This is a genomic window from Shewanella vaxholmensis, from assembly GCF_031932135.1.
In the GTDB taxonomy this organism is placed as follows: Bacteria; Pseudomonadota; Gammaproteobacteria; order Enterobacterales; family Shewanellaceae; genus Shewanella; species Shewanella hafniensis.
Genome location: NZ_JAUOEV010000036.1, coordinates 1 through 23,266, shown reverse-complemented (window position 1 = coordinate 23,266; position 23,266 = coordinate 1). Strand labels below are relative to the sequence as shown.

General features: G+C 45.0%; 22 protein-coding genes and 1 pseudogene. 7 read left to right on the top strand and 16 right to left on the bottom strand.

Annotated elements, in window-relative coordinates; all coding sequences use genetic code 11:
- From Q4Q46_RS20775 to Q4Q46_RS20750, 6 genes are all read right to left on the bottom strand, one after another.
- Positions 1 to 753: P-loop NTPase fold protein (locus tag Q4Q46_RS20775; RefSeq protein WP_311906951.1), on the bottom strand; the 753-nt coding region annotated here is incomplete at its 3' end.
- A 530-nt stretch (positions 754 to 1,283) separates the two neighbouring features.
- Positions 1,284 to 2,366: a DUF3137 domain-containing protein gene (locus Q4Q46_RS20770; RefSeq protein WP_311906950.1), complete on the bottom strand. Its 1,083-nt coding sequence runs from the start codon at positions 2,364 to 2,366 to the stop codon at positions 1,284 to 1,286.
- 493 nt (positions 2,367 to 2,859) lie between these two features.
- The gene (gene phoU / locus Q4Q46_RS20765; protein WP_106650093.1) at positions 2,860 to 3,570 is read right to left on the bottom strand and encodes a phosphate signaling complex protein PhoU; all 711 of its coding nucleotides are present in this window, start codon (positions 3,568 to 3,570) and stop codon (positions 2,860 to 2,862) included.
- A gap of 81 nt (positions 3,571 to 3,651) precedes the next feature.
- The gene (gene pstB / locus Q4Q46_RS20760) at positions 3,652 to 4,470 is read right to left on the bottom strand and encodes a phosphate ABC transporter ATP-binding protein PstB (protein WP_106650092.1); all 819 of its coding nucleotides are present in this window, start codon (positions 4,468 to 4,470) and stop codon (positions 3,652 to 3,654) included.
- Positions 4,471 to 4,503: 33 nt separating this feature from the next.
- On the bottom strand, positions 4,504 to 6,162 hold the full coding sequence (pstA, locus tag Q4Q46_RS20755) for a phosphate ABC transporter permease PstA (protein WP_311906948.1): 1,659 nt from the start codon (positions 6,160 to 6,162) through the stop codon (positions 4,504 to 4,506).
- A 59-nt stretch (positions 6,163 to 6,221) separates the two neighbouring features.
- The gene (locus Q4Q46_RS20750) at positions 6,222 to 8,480 is read right to left on the bottom strand and encodes an ABC transporter permease subunit (RefSeq protein ID WP_311906946.1); all 2,259 of its coding nucleotides are present in this window, start codon (positions 8,478 to 8,480) and stop codon (positions 6,222 to 6,224) included.
- A gap of 200 nt (positions 8,481 to 8,680) precedes the next feature.
- On the opposite strand from Q4Q46_RS20750, the gene Q4Q46_RS20745 reads away from it, so the two are divergent.
- On the top strand, positions 8,681 to 9,181 hold the full coding sequence (locus Q4Q46_RS20745; RefSeq protein ID WP_259520947.1) for a glycine cleavage system transcriptional repressor: 501 nt from the start codon (positions 8,681 to 8,683) through the stop codon (positions 9,179 to 9,181).
- 162 nt (positions 9,182 to 9,343) lie between these two features.
- On the opposite strand, the gene Q4Q46_RS20740 is transcribed toward Q4Q46_RS20745, so the two are convergent.
- Both Q4Q46_RS20740 and Q4Q46_RS20735 read right to left on the bottom strand, forming a co-directional pair.
- Positions 9,344 to 10,231 carry a DMT family transporter gene (locus Q4Q46_RS20740; protein WP_006081063.1) on the bottom strand — a complete coding sequence of 296 codons (888 nt, stop codon included), beginning with the start codon at positions 10,229 to 10,231 and terminating at the stop codon, positions 9,344 to 9,346.
- Between the two features lie 100 nt (positions 10,232 to 10,331).
- Entirely contained in the window at positions 10,332 to 11,486 is a 1,155-nt protein-coding gene (locus Q4Q46_RS20735; protein WP_311906945.1) for an alpha/beta hydrolase, read from the bottom strand.
- A gap of 257 nt (positions 11,487 to 11,743) precedes the next feature.
- Between Q4Q46_RS20735 and Q4Q46_RS20730 the strand changes: the two genes are divergently transcribed.
- Together Q4Q46_RS20730 and Q4Q46_RS20725 are read left to right on the top strand one after the other, a co-directional pair.
- Positions 11,744 to 12,565 carry a DUF2797 domain-containing protein gene (locus Q4Q46_RS20730; protein WP_311906944.1) on the top strand — a complete coding sequence of 274 codons (822 nt, stop codon included), beginning with the start codon at positions 11,744 to 11,746 and terminating at the stop codon, positions 12,563 to 12,565.
- Between the two features lie 229 nt (positions 12,566 to 12,794).
- On the top strand, positions 12,795 to 13,364 hold the full coding sequence (locus tag Q4Q46_RS20725; RefSeq protein WP_261273806.1) for a hypothetical protein: 570 nt from the start codon (positions 12,795 to 12,797) through the stop codon (positions 13,362 to 13,364).
- Between the two features lie 112 nt (positions 13,365 to 13,476).
- On the opposite strand, the gene Q4Q46_RS20720 is transcribed toward Q4Q46_RS20725, so the two are convergent.
- Positions 13,477 to 13,872: a VOC family protein gene (locus tag Q4Q46_RS20720; protein WP_311906943.1), complete on the bottom strand. Its 396-nt coding sequence runs from the start codon at positions 13,870 to 13,872 to the stop codon at positions 13,477 to 13,479.
- A gap of 158 nt (positions 13,873 to 14,030) precedes the next feature.
- Positions 14,031 to 14,633, bottom strand: a complete 603-nt coding sequence (locus Q4Q46_RS20715) for a DUF4136 domain-containing protein (protein ID WP_220777320.1) — start codon at positions 14,631 to 14,633, stop codon at positions 14,031 to 14,033.
- 302 nt (positions 14,634 to 14,935) lie between these two features.
- Between Q4Q46_RS20715 and Q4Q46_RS20710 the strand changes: the two genes are divergently transcribed.
- From Q4Q46_RS20710 to Q4Q46_RS20700, 3 genes are all read left to right on the top strand, one after another.
- Entirely contained in the window at positions 14,936 to 15,529 is a 594-nt protein-coding gene (locus tag Q4Q46_RS20710) for a LysE family translocator (protein ID WP_012088771.1), read from the top strand.
- Between the two features lie 28 nt (positions 15,530 to 15,557).
- Positions 15,558 to 16,109, top strand: a complete 552-nt coding sequence (locus Q4Q46_RS20705) for a DUF1415 domain-containing protein (RefSeq protein WP_311906942.1) — start codon at positions 15,558 to 15,560, stop codon at positions 16,107 to 16,109.
- 418 nt (positions 16,110 to 16,527) lie between these two features.
- A complete protein-coding gene (locus Q4Q46_RS20700) occupies positions 16,528 to 17,529 on the top strand; it encodes a hypothetical protein (RefSeq protein WP_311889203.1) in 1,002 nt (333 codons plus the stop codon).
- A 19-nt stretch (positions 17,530 to 17,548) separates the two neighbouring features.
- Here Q4Q46_RS20700 and Q4Q46_RS20695 read toward each other — a convergent pair whose 3' ends face one another.
- The 6 genes from Q4Q46_RS20695 to lepB form a co-directional block, all read right to left on the bottom strand.
- Positions 17,549 to 19,072, bottom strand: coding sequence for a winged helix-turn-helix domain-containing protein (locus tag Q4Q46_RS20695; protein WP_259563266.1), 1,524 nt, complete (start codon positions 19,070 to 19,072; stop codon positions 17,549 to 17,551).
- Positions 19,073 to 19,537: 465 nt separating this feature from the next.
- Positions 19,538 to 20,065: a DUF4303 domain-containing protein gene (locus Q4Q46_RS20690; protein WP_311906940.1), complete on the bottom strand. Its 528-nt coding sequence runs from the start codon at positions 20,063 to 20,065 to the stop codon at positions 19,538 to 19,540.
- A 121-nt stretch (positions 20,066 to 20,186) separates the two neighbouring features.
- Positions 20,187 to 20,483 (bottom strand): NTF2 fold immunity protein, encoded by a 297-nt coding sequence (locus Q4Q46_RS20685; RefSeq protein WP_311906952.1) that lies wholly within the window; start codon positions 20,481 to 20,483, stop codon positions 20,187 to 20,189.
- On the bottom strand, positions 20,476 to 20,619 hold the full coding sequence (locus Q4Q46_RS20680; RefSeq protein WP_261273799.1) for a hypothetical protein: 144 nt from the start codon (positions 20,617 to 20,619) through the stop codon (positions 20,476 to 20,478). The genes Q4Q46_RS20685 and Q4Q46_RS20680 overlap by 8 nt, the downstream gene beginning before the upstream one ends.
- A 185-nt stretch (positions 20,620 to 20,804) precedes the next feature.
- Positions 20,805 to 22,091 (bottom strand): acetyl-CoA hydrolase/transferase family protein, encoded by a 1,287-nt coding sequence (locus Q4Q46_RS20675; protein ID WP_311906938.1) that lies wholly within the window; start codon positions 22,089 to 22,091, stop codon positions 20,805 to 20,807.
- Between the two features lie 279 nt (positions 22,092 to 22,370).
- Positions 22,371 to 22,934, bottom strand: a complete 564-nt coding sequence (lepB, locus tag Q4Q46_RS20670) for a signal peptidase I (protein WP_311906937.1) — start codon at positions 22,932 to 22,934, stop codon at positions 22,371 to 22,373.
- Between the two features lie 93 nt (positions 22,935 to 23,027).
- Here lepB and Q4Q46_RS20665 point away from each other — a divergent pair.
- Positions 23,028 to 23,266 (top strand): annotated as a pseudogene (locus tag Q4Q46_RS20665) (IS110 family transposase); the annotation flags it as partial.

Genomic DNA, 23,266 nt, shown 5'->3' with positions numbered 1-23,266 from the left:
TGCTAGCTCTTTTATAAAGTACTGGGATAAGTCTAACTCTGATGCATATCTAAGAGGTTCAAACCTAAAAATTATTAGCTCTCCTTTAGCCTTAGATTCCCAATATTTTTGAGCAAGGTTGATAAAACTAGTCTTACCCACTCCCCATGGGGCATCAATGCCAAATACTAACCCTGAATGTGCATTAGCACTTTCTAGAACAGTTTTGGCAAACGCAACCGCTTGGTCGTTACCAGATAGTTCATCTTGATCTTGGCAATCTATAGCTTCATCTTCCAGAAAACGAAATTGCTTAGGCACTTGATTTGTCTCTTGCATTTCCATGCTATAGACCCGCCAAATAGATGATAAAAACATCACTAATATGGTAATTAAGATAATAGGCCCAATCAATGGATTAGATTGCTGTACTAGCTTATGCACATTTGATAATAAAGGCTCAAGAAAAAAATTGGAGTAAACTCCAATTATCAAGATAGTAAATAAATCGATTCGCCTACTTTGAGCTAACAGTTCAATGGTTAAACCTGCATTACGCTTATGTGCATAAAGACAACAAATGATGGAGGTAATAAAAATTAAGCTTGCTTCGTCACACCAATAGGCACTACAAGAAAACAGAGGTTTAGCGGCTTTCCCTAAATAAAATGCTATACGAAATATTTCTGCTCCCATAATGCCAATGATAAACACTTTGGCAAACACAAGTAGTTCTGGCATTTTCGCCTTCGCTTCATAACTACCAATCTTCATCCCATCGCCTTAACTAACATTAATCAAAAATTTATTTTAAACTAAATATGTTGGCCATAAAAATGATATAACAATGGTTTTAAAAGAAAAATTCCATCTAATCAAAGATGCTTAATAAAAAGGAGAAATTAGGCGAAAATTAACCTTGAATTGGTGTAGTTAACTTCGTTACCTAGTAAGAGAATAATTCAAACGGTTTTTCGACTTTAACATATTTATCGTAATGTGAATAAAGCAATGTTGAGTGTTAAGTCTAACGCATGTATGTCCAAATGCGTGCTGTTTATTTCTTTAAAACTTACTGACTACGTCAATGCTAGAAAGGTGAGCCATGGTGATTAGCGAGACGACCGTCCGCCCCATGGACGGGGCGGTCGAGCATCCAAGGACGGACTTGCTGTGCGTCGGTGAGTTAATGCCATGGCAAGCCTCTATGAGTGGAGACCAGCAAACGCTAAACTCCAAAAAACTAACGTCTTATTATAAAACTGAAAATTGTGCTAACAGTGCAGAAGAATGAACAGTTCTAGTTAACCCGCTAGCGTCTTAATCCTCTCAAGTGTTTGCTGTGTCGCCAGGTTTTGCGCTGCTAGATAATCCAATTTGAGCTGTTTGATGATGCCAGTAATCAAGACTAACTCCTGCTGTAACTGCGGAATTTTCGACATATCATGGGTGGGTAAATTGATATCGACGGTATCAAATAAATTGCCAAAATAGCTCGCCATGATCAGCACTTTATTGGCTTTAAATTCGATACTCAGCCCCGACCCGCGCGCCGTTTTACGGAATAACTGTTCCAGTTCAACGAGGCGTTCCATCACGGCAGGAGACAACAGATATCGCGCATAATGTTGGTCGTGGGAATACACTTCAAACATCGCTTCAAAGGTCACGCTTTCGAGTTTCACTCTGGGTTTCTTTATGCCTGCCATGGTGTTACCAAGGGAGCCATAGTCTTGGCTGACGACGGTATGAGATTCAAAGCTAAAGGGCATCGTCATGATCACGACCCCACCTTTAAATTGGATCTTGTCTGACTTACTGCCGCGGGATTTTAAGGTTAATTCGCAAAATTCGAAGCTGATATCCTCTACCTTGCCGCGAATATGATCCTCTGATTGTTGCTTGCTAAAACGGGGCATAAGTTCGAAATCTGCCACTGAATCAAGGTTGACACAGGAGTCGGGGCTATAACGGTAGTCCCCTAGTTTTTTAAGTAAAACAGGTAATATTTTATATTTGTAATGGCGCTTATATTGCATTTCAGGCAGCTGAACCCACATCAAAATGCCGGCGAGGACGATCAGGCTCAAAATGGTTGGGTCATTGTTAGAGGCTAACGAGATTAAATCAAAAGCCAGTGCGGGCAGGCACAATAACCAACCTAGACGCTTCGCCCATTTTTTACGGGAGAGTTTAGTTTCAAGCTTTTCAATTCGATAGGCTTCTAGCGGCGCTAATAGCTGCAATAGCTCGGCTTTAGCGTCCTCGGACAGTGGCGGTAATTCAGCGCGGGGAAAATCAGCGGGTAAATTCGCTTCAGAAATATGATTTCGAATACTTTTAAGAGCTTCGAAACCTTGCTTTAAAGAATACAATAATGGGCTCATCAACTTATCCATGTTATCGCCGACACAGCGCCCATTCCGTTGCGCTGCTAACCCCAAACCTTAGCGGTAACAAATAGGGTGGCGGTTAAATTCTGAGGTTAACATGCTGTGATATCAATCCACAGCTAAACACAAAAATGCTAGCACTTAGGCTTCGACTGCTTTCACTATCTAGGTCTACCGCCCTTTCCAGCAGCTAAAGCTTGTTGCAAGCATCAGATTAAACAAAGGTTAATTTATTGTAAACACAAAAATGACCTTCTTTATTCGCGGTACTGATCCAGAATGCCAGTTCACACTCCAATTTAACTATTCAACTTAGCTATCCAATTTCACAATCCATAGCCCAAAATCCTAGCTCGCTTTCTCTATCTCACGATCCTAGCTCACTATCCTAATAAACGATCCTAGCTCAGCATCCTAAAAGCAAAACGCTCCACAGAGACTGCGGAGCGTTGTATTTAGGCATGACAACAGCAGATTAATGCGTGTGTTAGCCTTTCATGTCCTTTTCCATATCTTCGTAGGAAGTATGGCGAACGTCTTTGCCTTTCACATAGTAGATGATGTATTCACAGATATTTTTACAACGGTCGCCAACACGTTCAACCGCACGCGCTGCCCACAGTACGTCTAAGACGTCTGGGATAGAACGCGGATCTTCCATCATATAGGTCATTAATTGACGGATAATCCCTTCGTATTCGCGGTCAAGCTTGGCATCTTCTTTGTGCAGCTCTAAAGCCGTATCAGCATCCATACGTGCCAAGGCATCTAAGGTCGCGTGCAACATGCGTGTCGCGTGACGGCCCATATTTTCAATGCTAACTAATAAAGGTTGCTGATTATTCAATCGTTTATCTAATGCTGCTTTTGCGATACGCACACAAGCATCACCTATACGTTCAAGATCGGCGATGGTTTTTGAGATGGCGATAATCAGGCGTAAGTCGCTGGCCGCAGGTTGACGCTTGGCGATAATGCGGGTGCACTCTTCGTCGATAGACACTTCCATGCCATTGACCTTGTGATCGCCATCGATAACCCGCTGCGCAAGTTCAGCATCAAGTGCGCTGAGCGCGTCAATGGCTTGCTCAAGCTGACGTTCAACCAAGCCACCCATAGCGAGTACGCGATTGCGGATATCATCCAGTTCAGCGGTAAACTGTCCTGAGATGTGCTTACTTAAATTCATGTTTTCCATTTAGCCAACCTTTTACTTAACTGTTTACCAAGCATGCTCAAAGCCTGCGGTTGCGGCTTTATCCGATAGCGACCGAGCTGATTAACCGTAACGTCCTGTGATGTAATCTTCGGTCTTACGTTTTTTCGGCGTGGTGAAAATCGTGTTGGTATCGGCGTATTCGACCAATTCACCCATATACATAAAGGCCGTTTGATCTGACACCCGCGCCGCCTGTTGCATGTTGTGAGTCACAATAACCACAGTATATTTCGTCTTAAGTTCGGTGATCAGCTCTTCAATCGTCAATGTCGAAATCGGGTCGAGTGCCGATGTGGGTTCATCGAGTAACAACACTTCAGGCTCGATGGCAATGGCACGGGCAATTACCAGACGTTGTTGCTGACCGCCAGATAAACCAAAGGCGTTATCGTGCAATCTGTCTTTGACTTCGTCCCAAATCGCCGCGCCGCGCAGCGAACGCTCGGCCGCTTCGTCGAGTTCACGACGGTTATTCAACCCTTGCAATCTCAAACCATAAACGACGTTTTCATAAATCGACTTAGGAAACGGATTCGGGCGCTGGAACACCATACCCACGTTACGGCGCAGGGCCGCAACGTCGATTTTCTTGTCGTAAATATTCTGACCGTGCAGCAAAATTTCACCGTCGATATGGCAGTTATCCACCAAGTCGTTCATGCGGTTAATACAGCGCAATAATGTTGACTTACCACAACCACTAGGGCCGATAAAGGCGGTCACTTGTTTTTTGGGGATCTTCATCGATACATTAAACAGCGCTTGTTTACTGCCATAGCGCAAATCTAAGTTACGGATCTCCAACGCTGTGTCAGTCTGGCTTAAGTTCGCTAAATCAAAATTGTTGGTTTTCATTGCTGTCGAATCTATAGAAATCATATTCAGTCCTAATACTTTCAGGATAATCGCTGATTAGTGCTCAAGCGAACGATATTTTTCACGTAAATGGTTACGTACGCCAATGGCCGTCAAGTTAAGTGCCACAATCACAGACACCAGCAAGAAGGAAGTCGCATACACCAGAGGACGTGCCGCTTCAACGTTAGGGCTCTGGAAGCCCACATCATAAATATGGAAGCCTAAGTGCATGAACTTACGTTCTAAATGCACAAACGGGAAGTTAAAGTCCAGTGGTAATGTGGGTGCGAGTTTCACTACACCCACCAACATCAATGGGGCCACTTCACCGGCGGCGCGGGCGACCGCTAAAATCAAACCCGTCATGATAGCTGGGCTCGCCATTGGGATCACAATGCGCCACAGTGTCTCAGCTTTCGTTGCGCCCAGTGCCAAACTACCCTGACGCACCGCGCTCGGAATACGGCTCAAACCTTCTTCGGTTGAGACGATAACCACAGGCAAGGTCAAAATGGCTAAGGTTAATGCCGACCAAATCACCCCAGGTGAACCAAAGGTCGGTGACGGTAACGCTTCAGGGTAAAACAATTGGTCGATAGAGCCGCCCATCATGTAGACGAAGAAACCTAAACCAAACACACCATACACAATTGATGGCACACCTGCTAAGTTAATCACCGCAATGCGGATCATCTTAGTAATCGGGCCTTTCTTCGCATATTCATGCAGATACACAGCCGCGACCACACCAAATGGCGTCACAATAACGGCCATTAGCAGCACCATAAAAACGGTACCAAAAATCGCGGGGAACACGCCGCCCTCAGTGTTGGCTTCACGCGGGTCGTCACTCACAAAGCGGCCGATACCGACGAACCATTTACCTATTTTGCCAATGAAGCTTAAGTGGTTTACATAGGTCACATCCAGCACGGTATCCAGCTTAAGCTCGACTTCTTCACCGCGCATATCACGCACGATTACCGAGTCACGCGCTGCTTCATCACGTAAGGCAAATAACGCTTTTTCAAGCACTAAGTAATCTTTTTGCAGTTGCGCTCGCTTGGCCACTAAGTCAGCTTTATTGCTGTCGGTCAGTTCGCCATCAAGCTCGTAACGACGCTCCTGTAAACGCAGCTTTTCAATGGCGTAGTTAATCGAGCCAATGTCTTGCTTCTGCAAATCTACCGCTTTGTCCGATAAGGCCACAGCGCGGTCGATATGCTCCATTAAGGAAGATTCAATCGCATCGTTAACTAAATCCAGACGCTTACCATTTTCAATCACAGCGATTGGATAACCGTAGAAGTTACCGTTTTTAGCCCGCTCAATCATGGCGACATCTCTTGGCGTAGAACGGCTCAGAATGTCAGTGCCTAATATCCAGCGGAAATCTAGCCCTACAAATTCGCGGTTACCGGTTTTCACTAAGTAACGGGTGACGAACTCGCCAGGATGCTCTTTAAACACATGGCCCGCAGCAATCAAACGCTCAGTCGGTACTTCTTCCCTATCGTAAACTTCACCAATTAAGGTTGAACGTACACCCGTGTTATCTTCGAGTTCCCACTGGTAAACCGTTGCTGGCCAAAAGTAACTTAAGCCACGCCAAGCGATTAACAGTAATAAGCCTAAGACGGCAATCAAACTGATGCTCACCGCACCGCCCGTCATCCATATCCATGGCGAGCCTGATTTTACCCACTTACCCATTGCACAAACCTCTCAAGGTCACTGGCGAAATTGTATTTAGTGTCATTGTCTTATCCCCGTTACAGCGAGCTATAGCGTTCACGTAGACGCTGTCTCACCACTTCTGCAATGGTGTTAAAGAAGAATGTAAAGATGAATAGTACGAACGCCGCGAGGAAGAGCACGCGGTAATGCGAACTACCGATAGCCGACTCAGGCATTTCAACCGCAATGTTTGCTGCCAAGGTTCGCATCCCTTCGAACACGCTCCATTCCATAATGGCGGTGTTACCGGTGGCCATCAGTACGATCATGGTCTCGCCCACAGCGCGGCCTAGGCCCATCATGATGGCCGAGAAAATACCCGGACTTGCGGTTAACAACACCACGCGTGTCAGTGTCTGCCAAGGCGTCGCACCTAAGGCTAAGCTGCCGTTCGATAAATGACGTGGCACAGAGAAAATCGCATCTTCCGCGATAGAGAAAATCGTAGGAATAACCGCAAAGCCCATGGCGATCCCCACTACCAGCGCGTTACGTTGGTCGAAGGTGATGCCCAGTTCGTTGGTGATAAATTGACGGGTATTACCATCAAACAGCGCCACTTCGATAATTGGGCTAACCGCAAAAGAGAACCAACCCACGAAACAGACCACAGGGATCAACATCAGCTCTTGGTACACTTCGGGTAAACGTTGTTTCCAAGCTGCAGGTAACTTACTCCAGCCATAGGCCGAAGCGAGAATCGAGGTCGGCAACAGGGTCAGTAAAATCAAAATACCGGGGAGATGTTCTTCAATCAGCGGCGCTAACCACAGACCCGCCAAGAAACCTAAGATAACCGTCGGTAAGGCTTCCATGATTTCGATGGTCGGTTTAACGAAACCGCGCACCTTAGGCGACATAAAGTAAGCAGTGTAAATCGCACCGGCAATGGCTAAAGGCACGGCAAACAACATGGCATAAAATGCCGCTTTCATCGTACCGTAGGCCAATGGCATTAAGCTCAGCTTAGCTTCGAAATCATCAGACCCCGAAGTCGATTGCCATACGTATTTAGGCTCTGGATAACCTTCATACCACACCTTGTCCCACATAGCGCTCCATGACACTTCTGGGTGGGAGTTTTCCACACTGAAGATATGCAGCTTTTTGTCCGCCTCAACGACTATGCCGTTTGAGCGTGGGGTAAAACCCATTTTACCGGGGTTTTTAAGGTCAAATTTTTCGTCAAACAGTTCACGATGACTCGTGGTGTAGAGCAAAGTCAGCTCGCCCTCAGGGCTCACAGTCGCAAAACTCTTACGGTAGAATTCAGAGGTAAGTGACTCGATAGGCGGTAAGTCATCAAACTGGCGGATTTCTTGATATAAACGCCCTTTTGGACCACTGACTTGGAAGTACTGGGCCACAATACCTGTGTCGTAGCTGACCAGTAACGAACTCGCGCCCGCCAGCAAAGCCACGTTATTCACTTGAGCTTTAGCACGTTCAACATCAATCACCTGCAGCAGATCTAAGCTGTCAGTATCACGGATGTCGTACACAAAGATTTTATTGCCAGTTTGCAACATCAATTGACGTTGATCTGGCGTCATCAGCTCATGGGAGACTTTCTTCGGCGCATCTTGAATTTGTGACGTCGTAGACACCCACTCCACTTCTTCAGTCATCATGTTCTCTTGCCCTTCGAGGCGAGTCAGGCGCCAAACGCCGCTCTCATCTTGATAGGCAAAGCTCATTTTGTCTGAACTGTAGGTGAAGGTCAGTTTATGAATCGCACTGCCCGTTTCATCGACTGTAATTGGGGTTTCGCCTGCGGGATAACGCAGTTTAGGCGTGATTAAGCGCTTGTTGTTTGGATAACTTAAACCAAACTCTAGGCCAGCCACTAGGACCTGACCATTACTTAATCCCAGCGCAAAACGCTGTTCGCTCGGCACGGCAACTGCGGCACTGGTCACAGTCACGCCCGCTGGCAATGGCGGTGTAAAGCTAGAAAGTAAGTTACCGTCGGCAACGGTATAAAAGTCCACTTGGCCATCAACAGCCACACGGTACATCACCTCATTTTGCTCTTCAGCGCCCACCATTAAAGTAGGTACATCCGCGTGTTGATAGCTCACCGTCTTCACAGGTGTGACATCAGCACTATCGAAAATAGGTTTAATCACATACAACAGATAAAAGAAGATCAACAATAAGGCGACAAACACCATAGTGCCGCCGATAGTGACGCCGATTTGCGCCGCTTTATCCTTAAATGCCCTGCGATTCGAGCGTCCGCCTTTAAGCATACTGTGCGATGCAGAACCAGGTTGAGTGACCTGACTTTCCATTAAGAACCTCTATTATTAATAGCCAGCGAGTTTTTTCGCTAGGATTTGCCGAGTGCTATGCTTACACTGTTTGAACGTAAACTGAGCAATAACAACATCCTTTATTCTAAGTGCGTTGGATTATATGACGCAAAGATGACAGTTGTGTTACACCCCGTTTTAAAACAGGTGCCTTTTACAAAAAATAGGAGTCAGTCACTATGCTACGATATTTGATCACACTACAAGCACCTGATAGAAAAGGATTAGTAGAACAAATCGCCCATGCGGTGAGCCGTCACGGCGGCAACTGGCTCGACTCGGAATTGCGCCATATCGACGGTATCTTTGCCGCAATTCTGTTACTTGAAGTGCCTTCACTGCGTATGGACGAGCTTATTGAGGCGCTGGAGTGCATCGACAGCCTCACCCTCACCTATGCCAAAACCTCGGTCGCCCTTAAACCCATCAAACGCTTAAGCTACAACCTAGTGGCCTATGACAGACCCGGACTCGTGCTCGATATCTCAAATAAGATCAACGCCCTTGGCATCAATATCGAGCAGTTTAGTAGCCAATATGAAACCGCTGGCCACACAGGTATAGCCCTGTTTCGGGCGACTATCGGCCTTGGACTCACAGATCTCGCCCAAGAAGATCAACTGGTAACATCCCTCTATGCCCTAGGTGATGATCTCGTGCTCGATAGATTAAGCCGTTAACCTTTACGACGAGCGAAACTTAGCACGCCAACACGTTTAGAGCGTGCATTTGCCATAGCACTTTCAAACAGCACTTAAATGGCACTTAAATGGCACTTAAGAACGGTTTTTAAAATGCTAAAAATACAAACGCCGCTAAGCAGATGCCAGCGGCGTTGTTGTTTAACTCACTTTTTGATGCCGAGATTTGACTAAGTACCGTAGCGGCACTTGGGAGATCAACATCCCCAATAACATCAAGCCACAGCCGAATAATGCCCGCACACTCAAACTCTCATCGAGGAAGATAATGCCGCCAATGGCCGCAAATACCGTTTCTAAACTGAGGATAATCGCCGCATGGGCAGGATGCGCATTTTTCTGTGCTAACACTTGCAAGGTATAAGCAATCCCTACCGAAATCAGCCCTGCATAGAAAAGTGAACCCCAAGCCGCCATCACGCCGTCGAGCGTGGTGACTTCAATTACCGCCGACACCATCAAACTCAGCACGCCGCAGACGAAAAACTGCATCATGGCTAACACCACGGGCGAGATCCGCTTGGCAAAATGATCCACCGCCAAAATGTGCAATGCCCAAAACAAGGCGCCCACCAACTGCAAGGCATCGCCATAACCTATGCTCATGCCATCTTTAACGCTTAAAAAATACAAACCGACCGCGGCAATCGCGCAGCCAAGCCAAGTATTCAAGCCTGTCGTATGTTTTAGCGCTAACCCAAGCACAGGCACTAACACTATATATAGGCCAGTGATAAAGCCCGCGTTCGCTGCTGTGGTGTATTGCAAACCGACCTGTTGAAATGACGCGCCCGCAAACAGTAAAACCCCAACCAGCAAACTGCCGCGCACTAAATCCTTTGGCGCACTCACATGCAGCTTATTTTGCCGACGCAAGTACCACACCAAAGGCACTAAACTAAACGTCCCCATTAAAAAGCGAATACCATTAAACGCAAAGGGGGAAAGATGTTCCATGCCTAAGGTTTGGGCGACAAATCCAAAGCCCCAAATCGCGGCGGCAAGCAGTAATAACAGGTTGGCAGGCAAGATAAATTCTCGACGAACAAAAAGATCACAAGATTACCTAGCCGCGTGAGACTTGTCCAAACATGTTGCAACTTTGTAGTTAAACCCTCTCTGGGAGCGGTTACTTTTTCGCTTGCGACTGCAAGTGTTTAGCTTGACTGAGGATCTCATTTAAAAACACTGAATCCGTTTGTTTTGCCAGTAGCACGGCTTTATCGGAGGCTTTTATCGCCTGCTCAAGCTGTCTATCCAGATCATAGGCGGTCGCTAAACTGTCCCATAACACCTCAGAATAAGGGAACGTGCGCGTCCCCTCTGCGAGAATTTCAACGCCCCAAGCCGTTTTTTGTTCATAAGTCGCTTTGAGCCCATAAACATTATATTGCTGAGCAAAGAGTGGAAATTCATAGCCAAACTCAGCGCTCTTTTGTCGATAGAAGTGTTTTAGGTCCTTGAGTGGCATAACTGCAATTTCAGGCACAGCATTCCAACCGGCAAAAAGGGTCTTTAACGCCTCAATATTGCCAACAAGCGGCGTACTGTCGTGGGTTTCATCGGGGAAGTGTTTATAAAACCAATGCAGTTGCTTTGATGCGTTACCCGTTGAGTTTGCACCTAAGCCGTCTTGCAACTGCTTAATTTGCGCCGCAAACGCGCTCGCCATTTCATTGGGTTCACTTGCCATACTCAAAAACCAGCGCAGTGGTTTTGCACGCTTGGCTGGTAATAACTCTGCCGACTTAAGCACTAGCCAATCACTGTCCCACCATAAACTGGGACTGATTGAAATCACTGCATCAAATTGGCTATTTGGCGTCATAGCCACATAACTCGTAAACAGCCCAGCTAAGGAATGGCCCGTAAGTATTTGATAATCCGAGGTGCGGTATTTTTTGCCTAATTCGCTGAGTAGCTCTTGCTCTAAAAATTGCCTGAACTGTTCAGCATCACCGGAGCTGTCTTTAAATTTATCGATTTGAGTCGGCGTGAAATACTTCATCCGTTGATCCGAACTCACGCCAACGGTGATCATTTCCGGAATAATGGCATAAGTACTTAAAAAACCGACATTCGCCGCCACATGCTCAAATTGGGTAGAGCCATCTAATACGATTAATACCGGATAGTTAAAATCGTTGGAATGCGCATAGGTATCTGGCAAATGGATTTGTAAGTTGATGTTATCATTCAATATTTCTGAATGAATTACCGTCTTATCCGTCTGTGCGAAGACAGCCGTTGAAAAGAAAAACATCAGCACTAAAACCAACCGCATAAGTACACCTCCATTTGTAATGCTGGGTAACTTACTGGTTTTCATCATAAGACTCAAATCATTACCCTCAAAAAGTCTGATTAAGATGATGGAGTTGAGTACAGTTTACAAAGACGCACTTATCGAAAAATCCTATCTAAACTGGCTTGGATAATCTTGTATACTGACGGCCACGCAATGACGATATAACGAAAGCGTGCACTAGACCGCATGATGAGCGACTAAGCTGCACCAGAACGCAACACATTAGGATTACCATGTTAGGAACGCTAAAAAAGATGCGCGTACAGTTAGATGACGCGCAACAAGTGCAATATCAACTCGTTGTCGGTGATGAGTTACTCCCGCTCAATACATTGATAGGCAAGCAATTAACCTTGACCCACACGGGCAATATCTTCTGCTGCAACTGCGGTAAAAAGAGCAAGAAGAGTTACTCGCAGGGCCACTGTTTTGTCTGTATGCAAAAGCTGGCGAGTTGCGATATGTGCATCATGAAGCCGGAAACTTGTCATTACGACCAAGGCACTTGCCGCGAACCCGAGTGGGCCCAGAGCCACTGTTTTGTGCCGCATTATGTGTATTTGGCCAATACATCGGGCATTAAAGTCGGCATTACCCGCCACACGCAACTGCCCACCCGTTGGATTGACCAAGGTGCCACCCAAGGTTTGCCGATTTTTAAAGTCTCAACAAGGCAACTCTCAGGTCTGGTCGAAGTAGAATTGGCGAAACTGGTGAACGATAAAACCCATTGGCAAGCGATGCTCAAGGGCCACGCCGATGATATCGATTTAAATGCTAAAGCTGCAGAACTTATCCCGCAAATTGAGGCTAAGTTGCACGAAATCGGCATGCAAAAAGGCGATTACAGTATCGAGCGTTTAGATGAAACGATTCAGTCAATTCACTATCCCATCGACACCTTTCCGAAAAAGATCACTTCCCACAACTTCGATAAAAATGAGGTGGTAAGCGGGATTTTACAGGGGATTAAAGGTCAGTATCTGATCTTCGATACCGGTGTGATTAACATTCGTAAATTCACCGCCTATGAAGTGAGCGTAGAGCTAATATAAATTCATTTTTATGCAATTCAGTGTGTTGCTATCTGTCATGGTTATCAACACACTGATAGCGAAACCTCGGCATGCTCATGCTGAAGCATTGAAACTGTGCCAGAGCATAGGTTCATTGATTGCCGCCATCTCGTTATTACCCCGAGGAACTCGAGCCTTGCCTCCGTATGGATGAAAATAGCGCTTGGCTTCCCCAAAGTAAAAAACATCTTTATATGGAATATTTTTGATGAAACAAGGACCTCAACATTTTATCCGTCGCTGTGCATTCCAACAAAAATTACGTAGTAAGCAATCTGGAATATTTTTGCTCTTGATAATCCCGCTGATAATAGCAAGCGGCCCTTGGAAGGAACTGACTGAATCGCTTTCGACAGAACCATGGGATATAGGATTTACTATTGTTGTCGTTTTAGCCGTTGTAGTGGCATTTTTCTTCGTCTTCATGATCATTTCTGAATCGATAAGACTAGGCAAAGCCGCTAAAAATGAACAAAGGAAATTAGCCGAAGCGGGGCCAGATGGCTATTACATTGATATCTATCAAGAAGGCCTCGTTTTTCATGTTTACGATGCCGAATTTCATCTTTTTGAGATGAAGCAGCAGTTTGTCCCTTTGGATGAGATTGCCAGTACAAAATACTCAAAACGCAGAGGCATACGTAGCTTCACGATCAACTTTGCCCACATTTCCGGCCAAGTGTCGTTCACGCCTAGGGAAATAAATGTGGATGATTTTGATTTTATAAAGGAATTTCTTGAGACTCATATTTCCAACCGAGGGAATAAGCCAGCTTAAGATAGGCTGGTTAATTAAACATAGGCGCGCTGCCTTGCGTACAGCTTAGGTCTCACGCAATGCGCGCTATTATTGGACAAGCTTGGTTTAGAGGAATGTGCAAGAGGATGCACTAACCTTGCGCTTCCATATGAACAAGTTCCCAGATATGCCCATCGGGATCTTCAAACGCATGGCCATACATAAATCCTTGATCTTGCGCTTGACGATAGGCTTTGCCGCCATGCTGCTCGGCAAGCTTAACCAAGTGATCGACACGCTCTCGACTGTCGCAGTCTAGGCAATTGAGCACTTCTGTCGTGGTATGAGCATCCGCAATCACCTTATCGGTAAAACCAGAGAAAAAAGGCTTAGCCAGCAGCATCACATAAATATTGTCCGCAATGACGACGCAGGCAGCCTGCTCATTGCTGTATTGCTCATTGATGCCAAAACCAAGACCTGAGTAGAAAGCGCGTGAATCCTGAACGCTCTCGACTGCCAAATTAACAAAGATACTTTGCGCCATAATAATCTCCCTTTATAAGCGCTAACCGGACGTCAGACTAAATCCTATAAACAGGACGGTAAATCGTCCTGTTTATGCTTGTTACAGCCTAAACTATGATCACTAAAAGAACAAAGCGAGTATCTCACTCGCCTTATGATTGCGCCTAGTTGACGGCATTATTGCACCGCATGGGTGACGGGCAGCGCTGACAACATTTCATCGATTAAACCATCGAAGCGGGTTTTGACTTCATCCATATCCTTAATGTTAGCAAAGCCTTGGGCAAGGACTCGCCATACCATTTCAGAAGATTGCCCCACGATCGCTGTCGGCTTAAAAAGGCTAATGAGTACTGAACCCTTATCGTATTTTTTAGGATCCACCCCTTGGTTTGACAGACCCGGCACTAAGCCTGCAGCGGCCAATATCTGCTCGTCAGACATTTGTGTACCCATGGCAACCCCAAAACCCACTTGGAAGTCTGCGAGTTGCGTATCTTCTACCCAGCGATACCCTTTCGTCAGTAGCACCTTTTTAAGGGTATCCTGCATATGTTGCTGGACTTGCTGTTTATCGAGCCTAGGATCAACAAAGATTTTCTGTAAAGTGGGATGCCAACTGTAGGTCATGGCGCTCGGCGGTAATTGGCTCAAATCCCCCGAAGTCACGACTGTGGTTCGCAACACCTGCGAATCCTCCACACTCACACAGGCCGTCAACACGGCCAAACTGATGGTTAAAAGCGTCAATAAACGCCCAATTTTCTGTGGTAAATACATGATCTTTCCCTTATTGCGATTTTTACAGCTTAAGGATAGTTGCTATTTCTCAGACTGAAAGTCTATATGCATCATGGTGTTAAATCGTGCTTATTGACAAGGACTACGGTAAGACAATCACCCCGGTCCAATTCGTTATGATTTGTTACTTATAAAGCCCACCCTGCGTATAGGCGCGGTTCCGTTTACCCGCTAGAATGCTTCGCTTAACGTCAGTGATAGTCATACTTCGGCACGTAAATTCGAGGTAGATTTCCCTATCATAATGCCAAAAACGACAACAAAAGGTGTGAGATCTATCCATGGAGTTAATACTCGCTATCGCGCTATTCGCCTTCTCATCGGGGATCACCCCAGGGCCGAACAACATAATGCTGATGACCTCAGGGGTTAACTTTGGCGTGAAACGCAGTATTCCGCATCTGCTGGGAATAAGCCTTGGCTTCCCAACCATGATCCTCGCAATCGGCTTAGGCTTAAGCGCGCTCTTCCAAAGCTATCCTATCATCCATCAAGTGATTAAAGTCGTCGGTATAGGTTACCTTTTGTATCTGTCTTGGCTAATCGCCAACAGCAGTAGCAAGATGGAAGGCAAAGCCATTGCCAAACCCTTTAGTTTTATTCAAGCCGCAGCGTTTCAATGGGTGAATCCTAAGGGCTGGATCATGGCGGTGGGCGCAATTGCGACATTCACGTCAGTGCAGCAAGATTTAACTCCGCAAGTGATTACTATCGCAACGGTATTTTTATGTGTCGCCTTCCCCTGCGCCATTGTGTGGCTCGGTTTTGGCGTGGCCCTTAAGCGCATTTTAAAAAATGAGCGCCAACAGAAGATCTTCAATATCACGATGGCAGTCTTGCTTGTGGCGTCTATCATCCCTATGATCGCCCCCTAATTTTTTGTCAGCACGAGCCACGACCACCATGAACGAAATCGACATGATCATTGAACAAACCGACAACTGGGTCAAAAAAGTGATCATGAAATACAATATTTGCCCCTTCGCCAGACAAGAAGTCGAGCGCGGCAGTATTCGGTATCTGGTGGTGGAACAAACCAAAGTCAAACTCGTGCTTAAGGCATTGATTGAAGAGTGCCAATACCTCGACGCCCACCCCGAAGCCGAAACCACACTGTTTATTCTGCCCCGTGGTTTTGAGGGGTTTTATGCTTATCTCGACCTCATCGACATGGCAACCGATACGCTTATCGAACACGAGTACGAAGGCACTTACCAACTCGCCACCTTTCACCCAGACTATTGTTTCGATGGTGAACCACAGGACGGGGCAGCCAACTTCACCAACCGCGCGCCCTACCCAACCCTGCACATCATCCGCGAAGCCAGCATGGAGTTAGCCCTTGCTAACTACAACGATCCCGAAACCATCCCAGAACGTAACATCGCTTTTTGCGAACGCAAAGGCAGCGACTTTTTTGTTAAGTTGTTAGCAGAGTGCATGGGGAAATCCTAGCGCAAATTGCTGGTCTAACGCTTTCAGGCATTCCACAATATTAACCTTACGCTTCGAACTATAGCTTCATTGCTATTGGATAAATGCTGCAATTGCTATCGATAAGCCAAGCTAATGAGGCGCAGTCAATCCAGTGACTCGCCATAAAAATGCTGCTATGAGCGTGATTGCGGCATCCGTTGTATAGAGAAGTATCGATATCACGAGCACATCATTGCAAAATCACGCCTGTTCAAAAATTAATTTTTACTATTAAAAATCAATAAATTAAATAAAAATTAAGATTAAATTATTATTTAATTCACTTTTGTTTTTTGACCTCCTTTATACCGATACCTAAATTACGCCGCAGTTGTAACGGTTGTCGTTACTTAATTTAAGTTAAGGCTAGCTTAGCCATTATTGTTAAGGGTGTTTTATGTTGCGTTGTGTATTACTCGTTGCTGCGTTAAGTTCAGTGTTGATGGGATGTGGTGGTTCAAGCACAGACAACAGTACAAAACCCAAGCCCGATGAGAATGGCGGCACTAAAGCCAAAAGTAGATATGCTGAAGGGATCTATTTGCTCAGCTTGGCACAAGACGAAGGCGATTTTATTCGTGGTAACGACGGTTATAGCCAATATGTAGGTGTTGGCTTTGCACTCGACCTCTATCCTTCTCAGCAAGAGTTGCAAGCCAGTGTAAAGCAAGTCGGAAAAACTACAGCAGACTGGTATAACATCAATGCAAAAGCAAACCAATTAAGCGCATTTGACAATAATATCAAAGTTAACTTTTGTAGCCGCGATGGACTAGGTAAGTGCACTATCGAGCAATCCAGTATTGAGCGTGGCGATACTTGGTTAACTCCGCTATCGAATGCTCATAGAGCACAATTGCAAGCCAATCAATTTGCCGACAATATCGAACCGCTGTTCACCGATAAAGGATTTACGATGCGTGTTAACGATAACCCACAGTTATCGGCACTATTAATCCAAGTCAAAGCAAGACCTTTAACCGCGGCATTGATGACAAGCTTACTGCCAAGTCAGTGGGAAACGCCCTCTGCTTATGGCAGTCCACTAGACTATGATATGTACAAGTTTACCCGTGATGGTTCAGCTCCCGTGCAATTGACTGCATCAATGACTGATGCGCAAGGTAATCCACAATGTATCGCAGTGGGGGCGGTAAGTGCAAAGCAGGGACTTATTATGCATTTTGATTTAAAAATCAATGATTCAGAAAGTGTACCTTGTCAGCAATACCTACAACAACAAGGTGCGAGTGCAGAGTTAGTGCGTGCAATTATTTCTAATCAAACTATCAAGATAGGCTTTATTGAGGATGCCAAAGGCGAGGATATTATGGCCATCAATCACCTTGCTGGTGCCCATCCAGTCGGTGGTGCAGGGTTACTGACAAAGCAGCATTAATTAGAGTTTAAAGGTCGCTTCATTGCGACCTTTTTGCAGAGGCTTTAGGAAGATATGGGGCGGCTGTATCACAATAATTAGCAAACATTGCCCAAGAATGGATGTCAGCGGTAAGCGCTTTGTCTTGGAATAACACGCCCCACACACCTAAACATTGACTCGTGAGTTTCTCGCGGGACAACTGCTCAAAAACCGTTTTTGACGGTACGACTAAAGACAAAGAGACTAATGATTTAAGGTAGTAATAACGGAAAAGTTCAGGTTTATCATCTTTAAGGGCAATATTTGACAACACTAAATAAATAAATGCGTTGTCGATTTGATTATTGAAGTGCCCCTTCAACAAGCGTTCACGTGCGCGTTTATGATTTCCAATTCTAAAATCAAGCAGACCCAGCCAAATTTCAGTTTCTTCACTCGGGAAAGGAAACAACTTGTCGATACGATTGAGCCAAGTTTGTATTTGATCAGACTTGAGCTCTGGGTCAAGCAACAGTCGTCTGGCAAGATAATTGGCCTGAAACATACTGGGGTTATCAGCATCTAGCTGTTGCGCTAAAGTTTGATTGATAAAGGTATGAGTTTGCTCTGTATTGGCAGAGGCTATGACTGGCAACTTAAAATAATCAATCAAATCATCAGTGATCTTTTGTATATCTTGGTCGAGTGAGCCAGTAGAGAGAATATACTCACCGCGATACGTTTGCTTTTCGCTGCTGTGGTACACCAACTCAACCCGTGCAGTAAGCTGATCGGATGTAGGAGCTTTGTCGAGTCGCAAATTAAGTTTGTAGTCCGAAAATAAGGTGTTGCCATCGCCAGGCCAATATTCACTATCATTGAGCGGGCTTAAAAAATAGGTTGGATCATCCTGATTAAGCACATTGATATAGGGGTAAGCGACGAGTTGTGAAAGTAACGCGGTTTTGATCGCTGTAACATAAGGACTGGCAGCACTATTGGTGACATGAATTCGGTTTAGCACCAATTCAACCACAGCAATAGTGATATGAGCATCCTGTCGTGTTGTTGCGGTGAGCGGATTAACAGGCGCTATTATAGGTAATTTTTGCGACTGTTGATAGATAAAAAAGCCCGCAATCATCAGCAGACCCATATAAACCAAATGAATCATTATCTTTGATTGAACAGGTTTCGATGGTGCTATCAGATCAGCTGCGCTGTCGATTAAAGTAACTCGCGTCGCATTGAGGTAGTAACCCTTTTTAGGATAAGTCACTAATAATTTAGTTGCATCCAGTTCAGGCGAGCTCTCTTTAAAAATGGCACGTAGCGTACTAATTCGATTAGTCAGGACATTTTTAGAAATATAATTGCTCTGCCAAACCCGACTGATAATGTCTTCTGCCGCAATCGGAGTACCTGTTTGCTGTAAAAAGACTTCAAGCAGTTCTATGCTTCGAGGTTCTAATTCAATTTCTTGAGCATTTTTGCTCAATTGGCGAGAGGCTGGATCATATACAAGTTCATCGATTGCGATGGTACATTGACGGGCTTTTGCTTGGGCTAACATATCAGCCATAAATCAGGTACCTATCGTATTTTGGTGTTGATGGATGCGAGGAGATAAAAGTTGTCGAAGCACATGCCCCTCAAAGTGCAACGCCTACATCAAGTATGTCTTCTAAGGATGCGATACATTGATGCCATTCTCCAATCGATTTGTTTGCTAAGCGAGATTTAATATCAAACATAAAAACCTATAATATCAATAAAATACAAAATCATCTCGAAGAAAACGCGGTATTTTCATCATGAAGAGTGTAGTAGTCAACTAAATTTAATAAAGCTGCGGTGCTATTTTGTATAGCTTAGGTAGATTGAAATGCCCTCGCAATACCCAATTAACCTATGTTGAATAGATTTAAGTGATGATTGTTAACCGTGTAGGGCTTGAACAAAGTCATCGGAGAATCTGTGCAATTGGATATCATGACCGACGAATAAAAGCATAAGATATTGATTTTAATTTTTTTAAATTTAATAACTATAAAAATCTATCAGCCAGCATATCAGCAACATCTTCATCATGGTCGATACTAAAGGCCATAAAACCATCGATTTTAGGGATCGCTTGATAGACTTCAGTTTGGGTAAACTGCACTAGGCATTCGTTAAACACTGCGCGTATTTGCCGTGCTATCTCCTCCCACTCACTAAAGTCATCCTCGGGTAAGCTCTGTTGAATCGTCTGCAACTCATCCTCTGAAAGCAGGTAACATGTACTAAAACATTGATACTCCCAGTCACCTGTATTGAATTTAAGTTCTTGGATGGCCTCAGGGCTTTGGTATGACTCAGCCCATTTCCCAGACTGGTAATAGGCCAATCGCTGCTGAAAATCTGCCTCTGTATTAAAACAAAGATTTAATTCTGCGTATTCGGCATGGGTGTCAAAAGCAAAGGCATAAAAGGTTTTATCTGGATGAGCTAATAAAAATTGCTCAACCTCAACCGTTGTAAACCGCAATATCTCGGCTTTAATTCGAGCCATAAGTGCATAATCTAAAGTCATAAAGATGTTCCATTTACACAATATTTTTGAGTATGAGTGTATCAGTCCAATCAACCGACATTACCCAACTCAATAATTTTAATGATTTTTTACTGATTCCAAATATTCGAATAAAGCTGAATTAAAGAATTTGTATGCTCCATTTCTCATTACCATAGCGACGGTTTTTATAGCTATCGATACGCCATTCATCGGCTTTTTTGAGAGCAATAAACAAATACTCATCTTCGAAGTTAGTGCTGGTTTTAATATAGATTTCGGCTCTGCTTTTATTTTTTAAAGCGACTTGCACCTCAAGAGGATGATCGCAACCATTAAATTTTGAAGGAAACCCGAAGGAATTACGCACTTTTCCGCCGTAAACGCGCTGTTTTTCGGTGCAAAAATCGTCAAATAACGGCGCTAATTGCTCATTCAGCCACTGGCAATTCCTGCCGTAGCTTATCTTCTTCGGCAGTTCTTTCGGTATAGAGGGTATTTTCGATACTGTTCCAGCGCGTACAAAAAGATAACACCCTCTCTGTTAAATATGCTTTTAATTCAATCTCATCCATTTAAATCATTGACGCCTTTCTTTATAAGTCTGTCGGTCAAACCCGCCGAGAGTTTATACCATATCGGGACAGACGAATGACTCTTTTCCGCGATTAAACGACGTATTAAAACCAACCCTTTACGCTCAAACGAGCTTGCACCACTGCAAACTCGGCAGCAAGCCATAACACCAAGATTTACAAGTCTATAGATTTAATCCCCACACATCGAAGGCATCACGACTCAATTGTTCCCTAAAATCGGGGTGAGCGATAGCGATCAACGCTTGTGCCCGTTCGCGCAGTGAACGACCGCGTAGATTGGCGGCGCCGTATTCGGTCACAATATAATGCACATGGGCCCGAGTGGTAACGACACCCGCGCCGGGTGATAACACGCTTGCGATGCGAGAAATTGTGCCGCCCGCAGCCGTGCTGGGCAGCGCAATTACAGAGCGCCCACCTTCGGATAACCCTGCACCGCGGATGAAATCCATCTGGCCGCCGACGCCGGAATAGATTTTAGTGCCAATCGAATCGGCGCACACTTGGCCAGAAAGGTCGACCTGCAGCGCCGAGTTAATTGCCATTACATTAGGGTTTTTACGGATAATGGACGTGTCGTTGACTTGCTCTATGTCCATAAAGATAACCGCAGGATTATCATCAACATAGTCGTATAACTTTTGACTCCCCAGGGCAAAACCTGTGACTAATTTCCCCGGATAAAATCGCTTCTTGCTGTTGTTAATCACGCCCTTTTCAACCAGTTGCAATATGCCGTCAGAAAATAGCTCAGTGTGAACGCCCAAATCCTTATGATCGGTTAAACAAGATAAAACAGCATCGGGGATTGCACCTATGCCCATCTGCAGGCAATCACCATCGCGTACCAATTGGGCGACATTTTTGCCAATCGCCAGACTCACGGCATCGCCCGTGCCGAAAGAATGGATCGGCAAGGCCGCACTTTCTTCATACACAGCAGCAAAACGGTCGATATGGATAAACCCATCGCCGTGGGTACGTGGCATTTGTGGATTAATATGGGCGATGATCTTGCCCGCCACTTGGCAGGCTGCGAGCGTGGCTTCAACCGAAATGCCTAAGGAACACATGCCGTGCTTATCGGGCGGCGATACTTGGATAATCGCAGTATCAATTTTTTGCTCGCCGGAGCGAAATAACTTAGGCACTTCCGACAGGAAAATCGGCACGTAATCAGCATCACCACTTTGCAATAATGCTCGCGTCGGCACGCCACCGAAAAAACATCGATGGCGTAAATGCCCCTGTAAACTCGGATGGCTTAAGGATTCAGCGCCTTCGGTATGTAACTGTAATAAGGTGAGATTGTCTTTAGTGAGTGCGTGCTGCGCCAACGCATCGAGTAAGATACGCGGCGTGGCGCCCATGGAATGCGTCCACAGCGTCTCGCCACTTTGAATTAATGCAACGGCTTCGAGCGCGCTATGACAAATGATTGCAGGCATAATGAATTCCCTTCCCTAAGCATGATGGCGGCAATGGCCCTAGCAGTAGGGTAAGGGATATCCTAATTAAGCAATATCGATTTCAATGGCTTAGCGCGACTGTTTATCTATAGTTTGCGCTATATCAAACTCTGGATTATTAATTGGATCTCAAAATACACATTCAAGCTATTTTTGCACTAGAGGCTAATAAAACCTCGGGCTAAAATGCTTTGCAGAAATTTGATTAGGGATAACACCAATAAGCCCGTATTAGGTTATCCCCATCAGCGCTCAGCCTTACCAAATATATATCACTTTACCAATAATCAAGTCTTGAGGAATAAACCCAAAATATCGACTATCTAAGCTATTGTCTCTGTTATCACCTAAGACGAAATACTGACCAGCGGGAACTAACCATTCACCCCTTAATGTGTTTTCCTGCACATAATAGCGATCAACCAGTTCTTTCTGATGGCGGAGTAATAATACCTGATAGTGAATGTCATCCAGCGACTCTTGGTAAACGGCTTGAGTCTCAGTGCTCAACTCGGGTAATAAATTTTTATCGATACGTTCGTATTGTGAGTCCAATTCTGCACACGCTTCCCTCGATACATCACAGGCTTTCTGCACAAAAATGGTTTTATCACGATAGATAATCCTATCGCCGGGTAAACCAATGACACGTTTAACATAGTCAATTTTCGGGTTTGCAGGGTATTGAAATACCAATATATCCCCTCTTGCGGGTGTGACCGATGGCGTCGACTTAGCCAGTTGAAAACCTAGATATCGATAGTTACCAAAACCATATTTGCTCACCAACACATGATTGCCGGGCGCTAACGTCGGCTTCATGGATAATGGAATGGACCCATCCACTTTAAATCGGCCTCGCAATGGGCCACGATGTAGTCGCTAAAACTCATCAGAAAGAGGACGGGTCCACCTATGAAGATTACTACAATCGGTTTAGATATCGCAAAGTCTGTTTTTCATGCTGTTGGTGTCGATAAAGCAGGCAAGTTAATCAAAAAGAAAATGCTTAGACGCAAGGACTTGCTTCCCTTTCTTGCTCAAATTGAGCCGTGCCTAATTGTGATGGAAGCCTGTGGTGGAGCAAATTATTGGGCCAGAGAATTTGAGCTGTTGGGCCACAGCGTCAAGTTAATTGCTCCTCAATTTGTAGT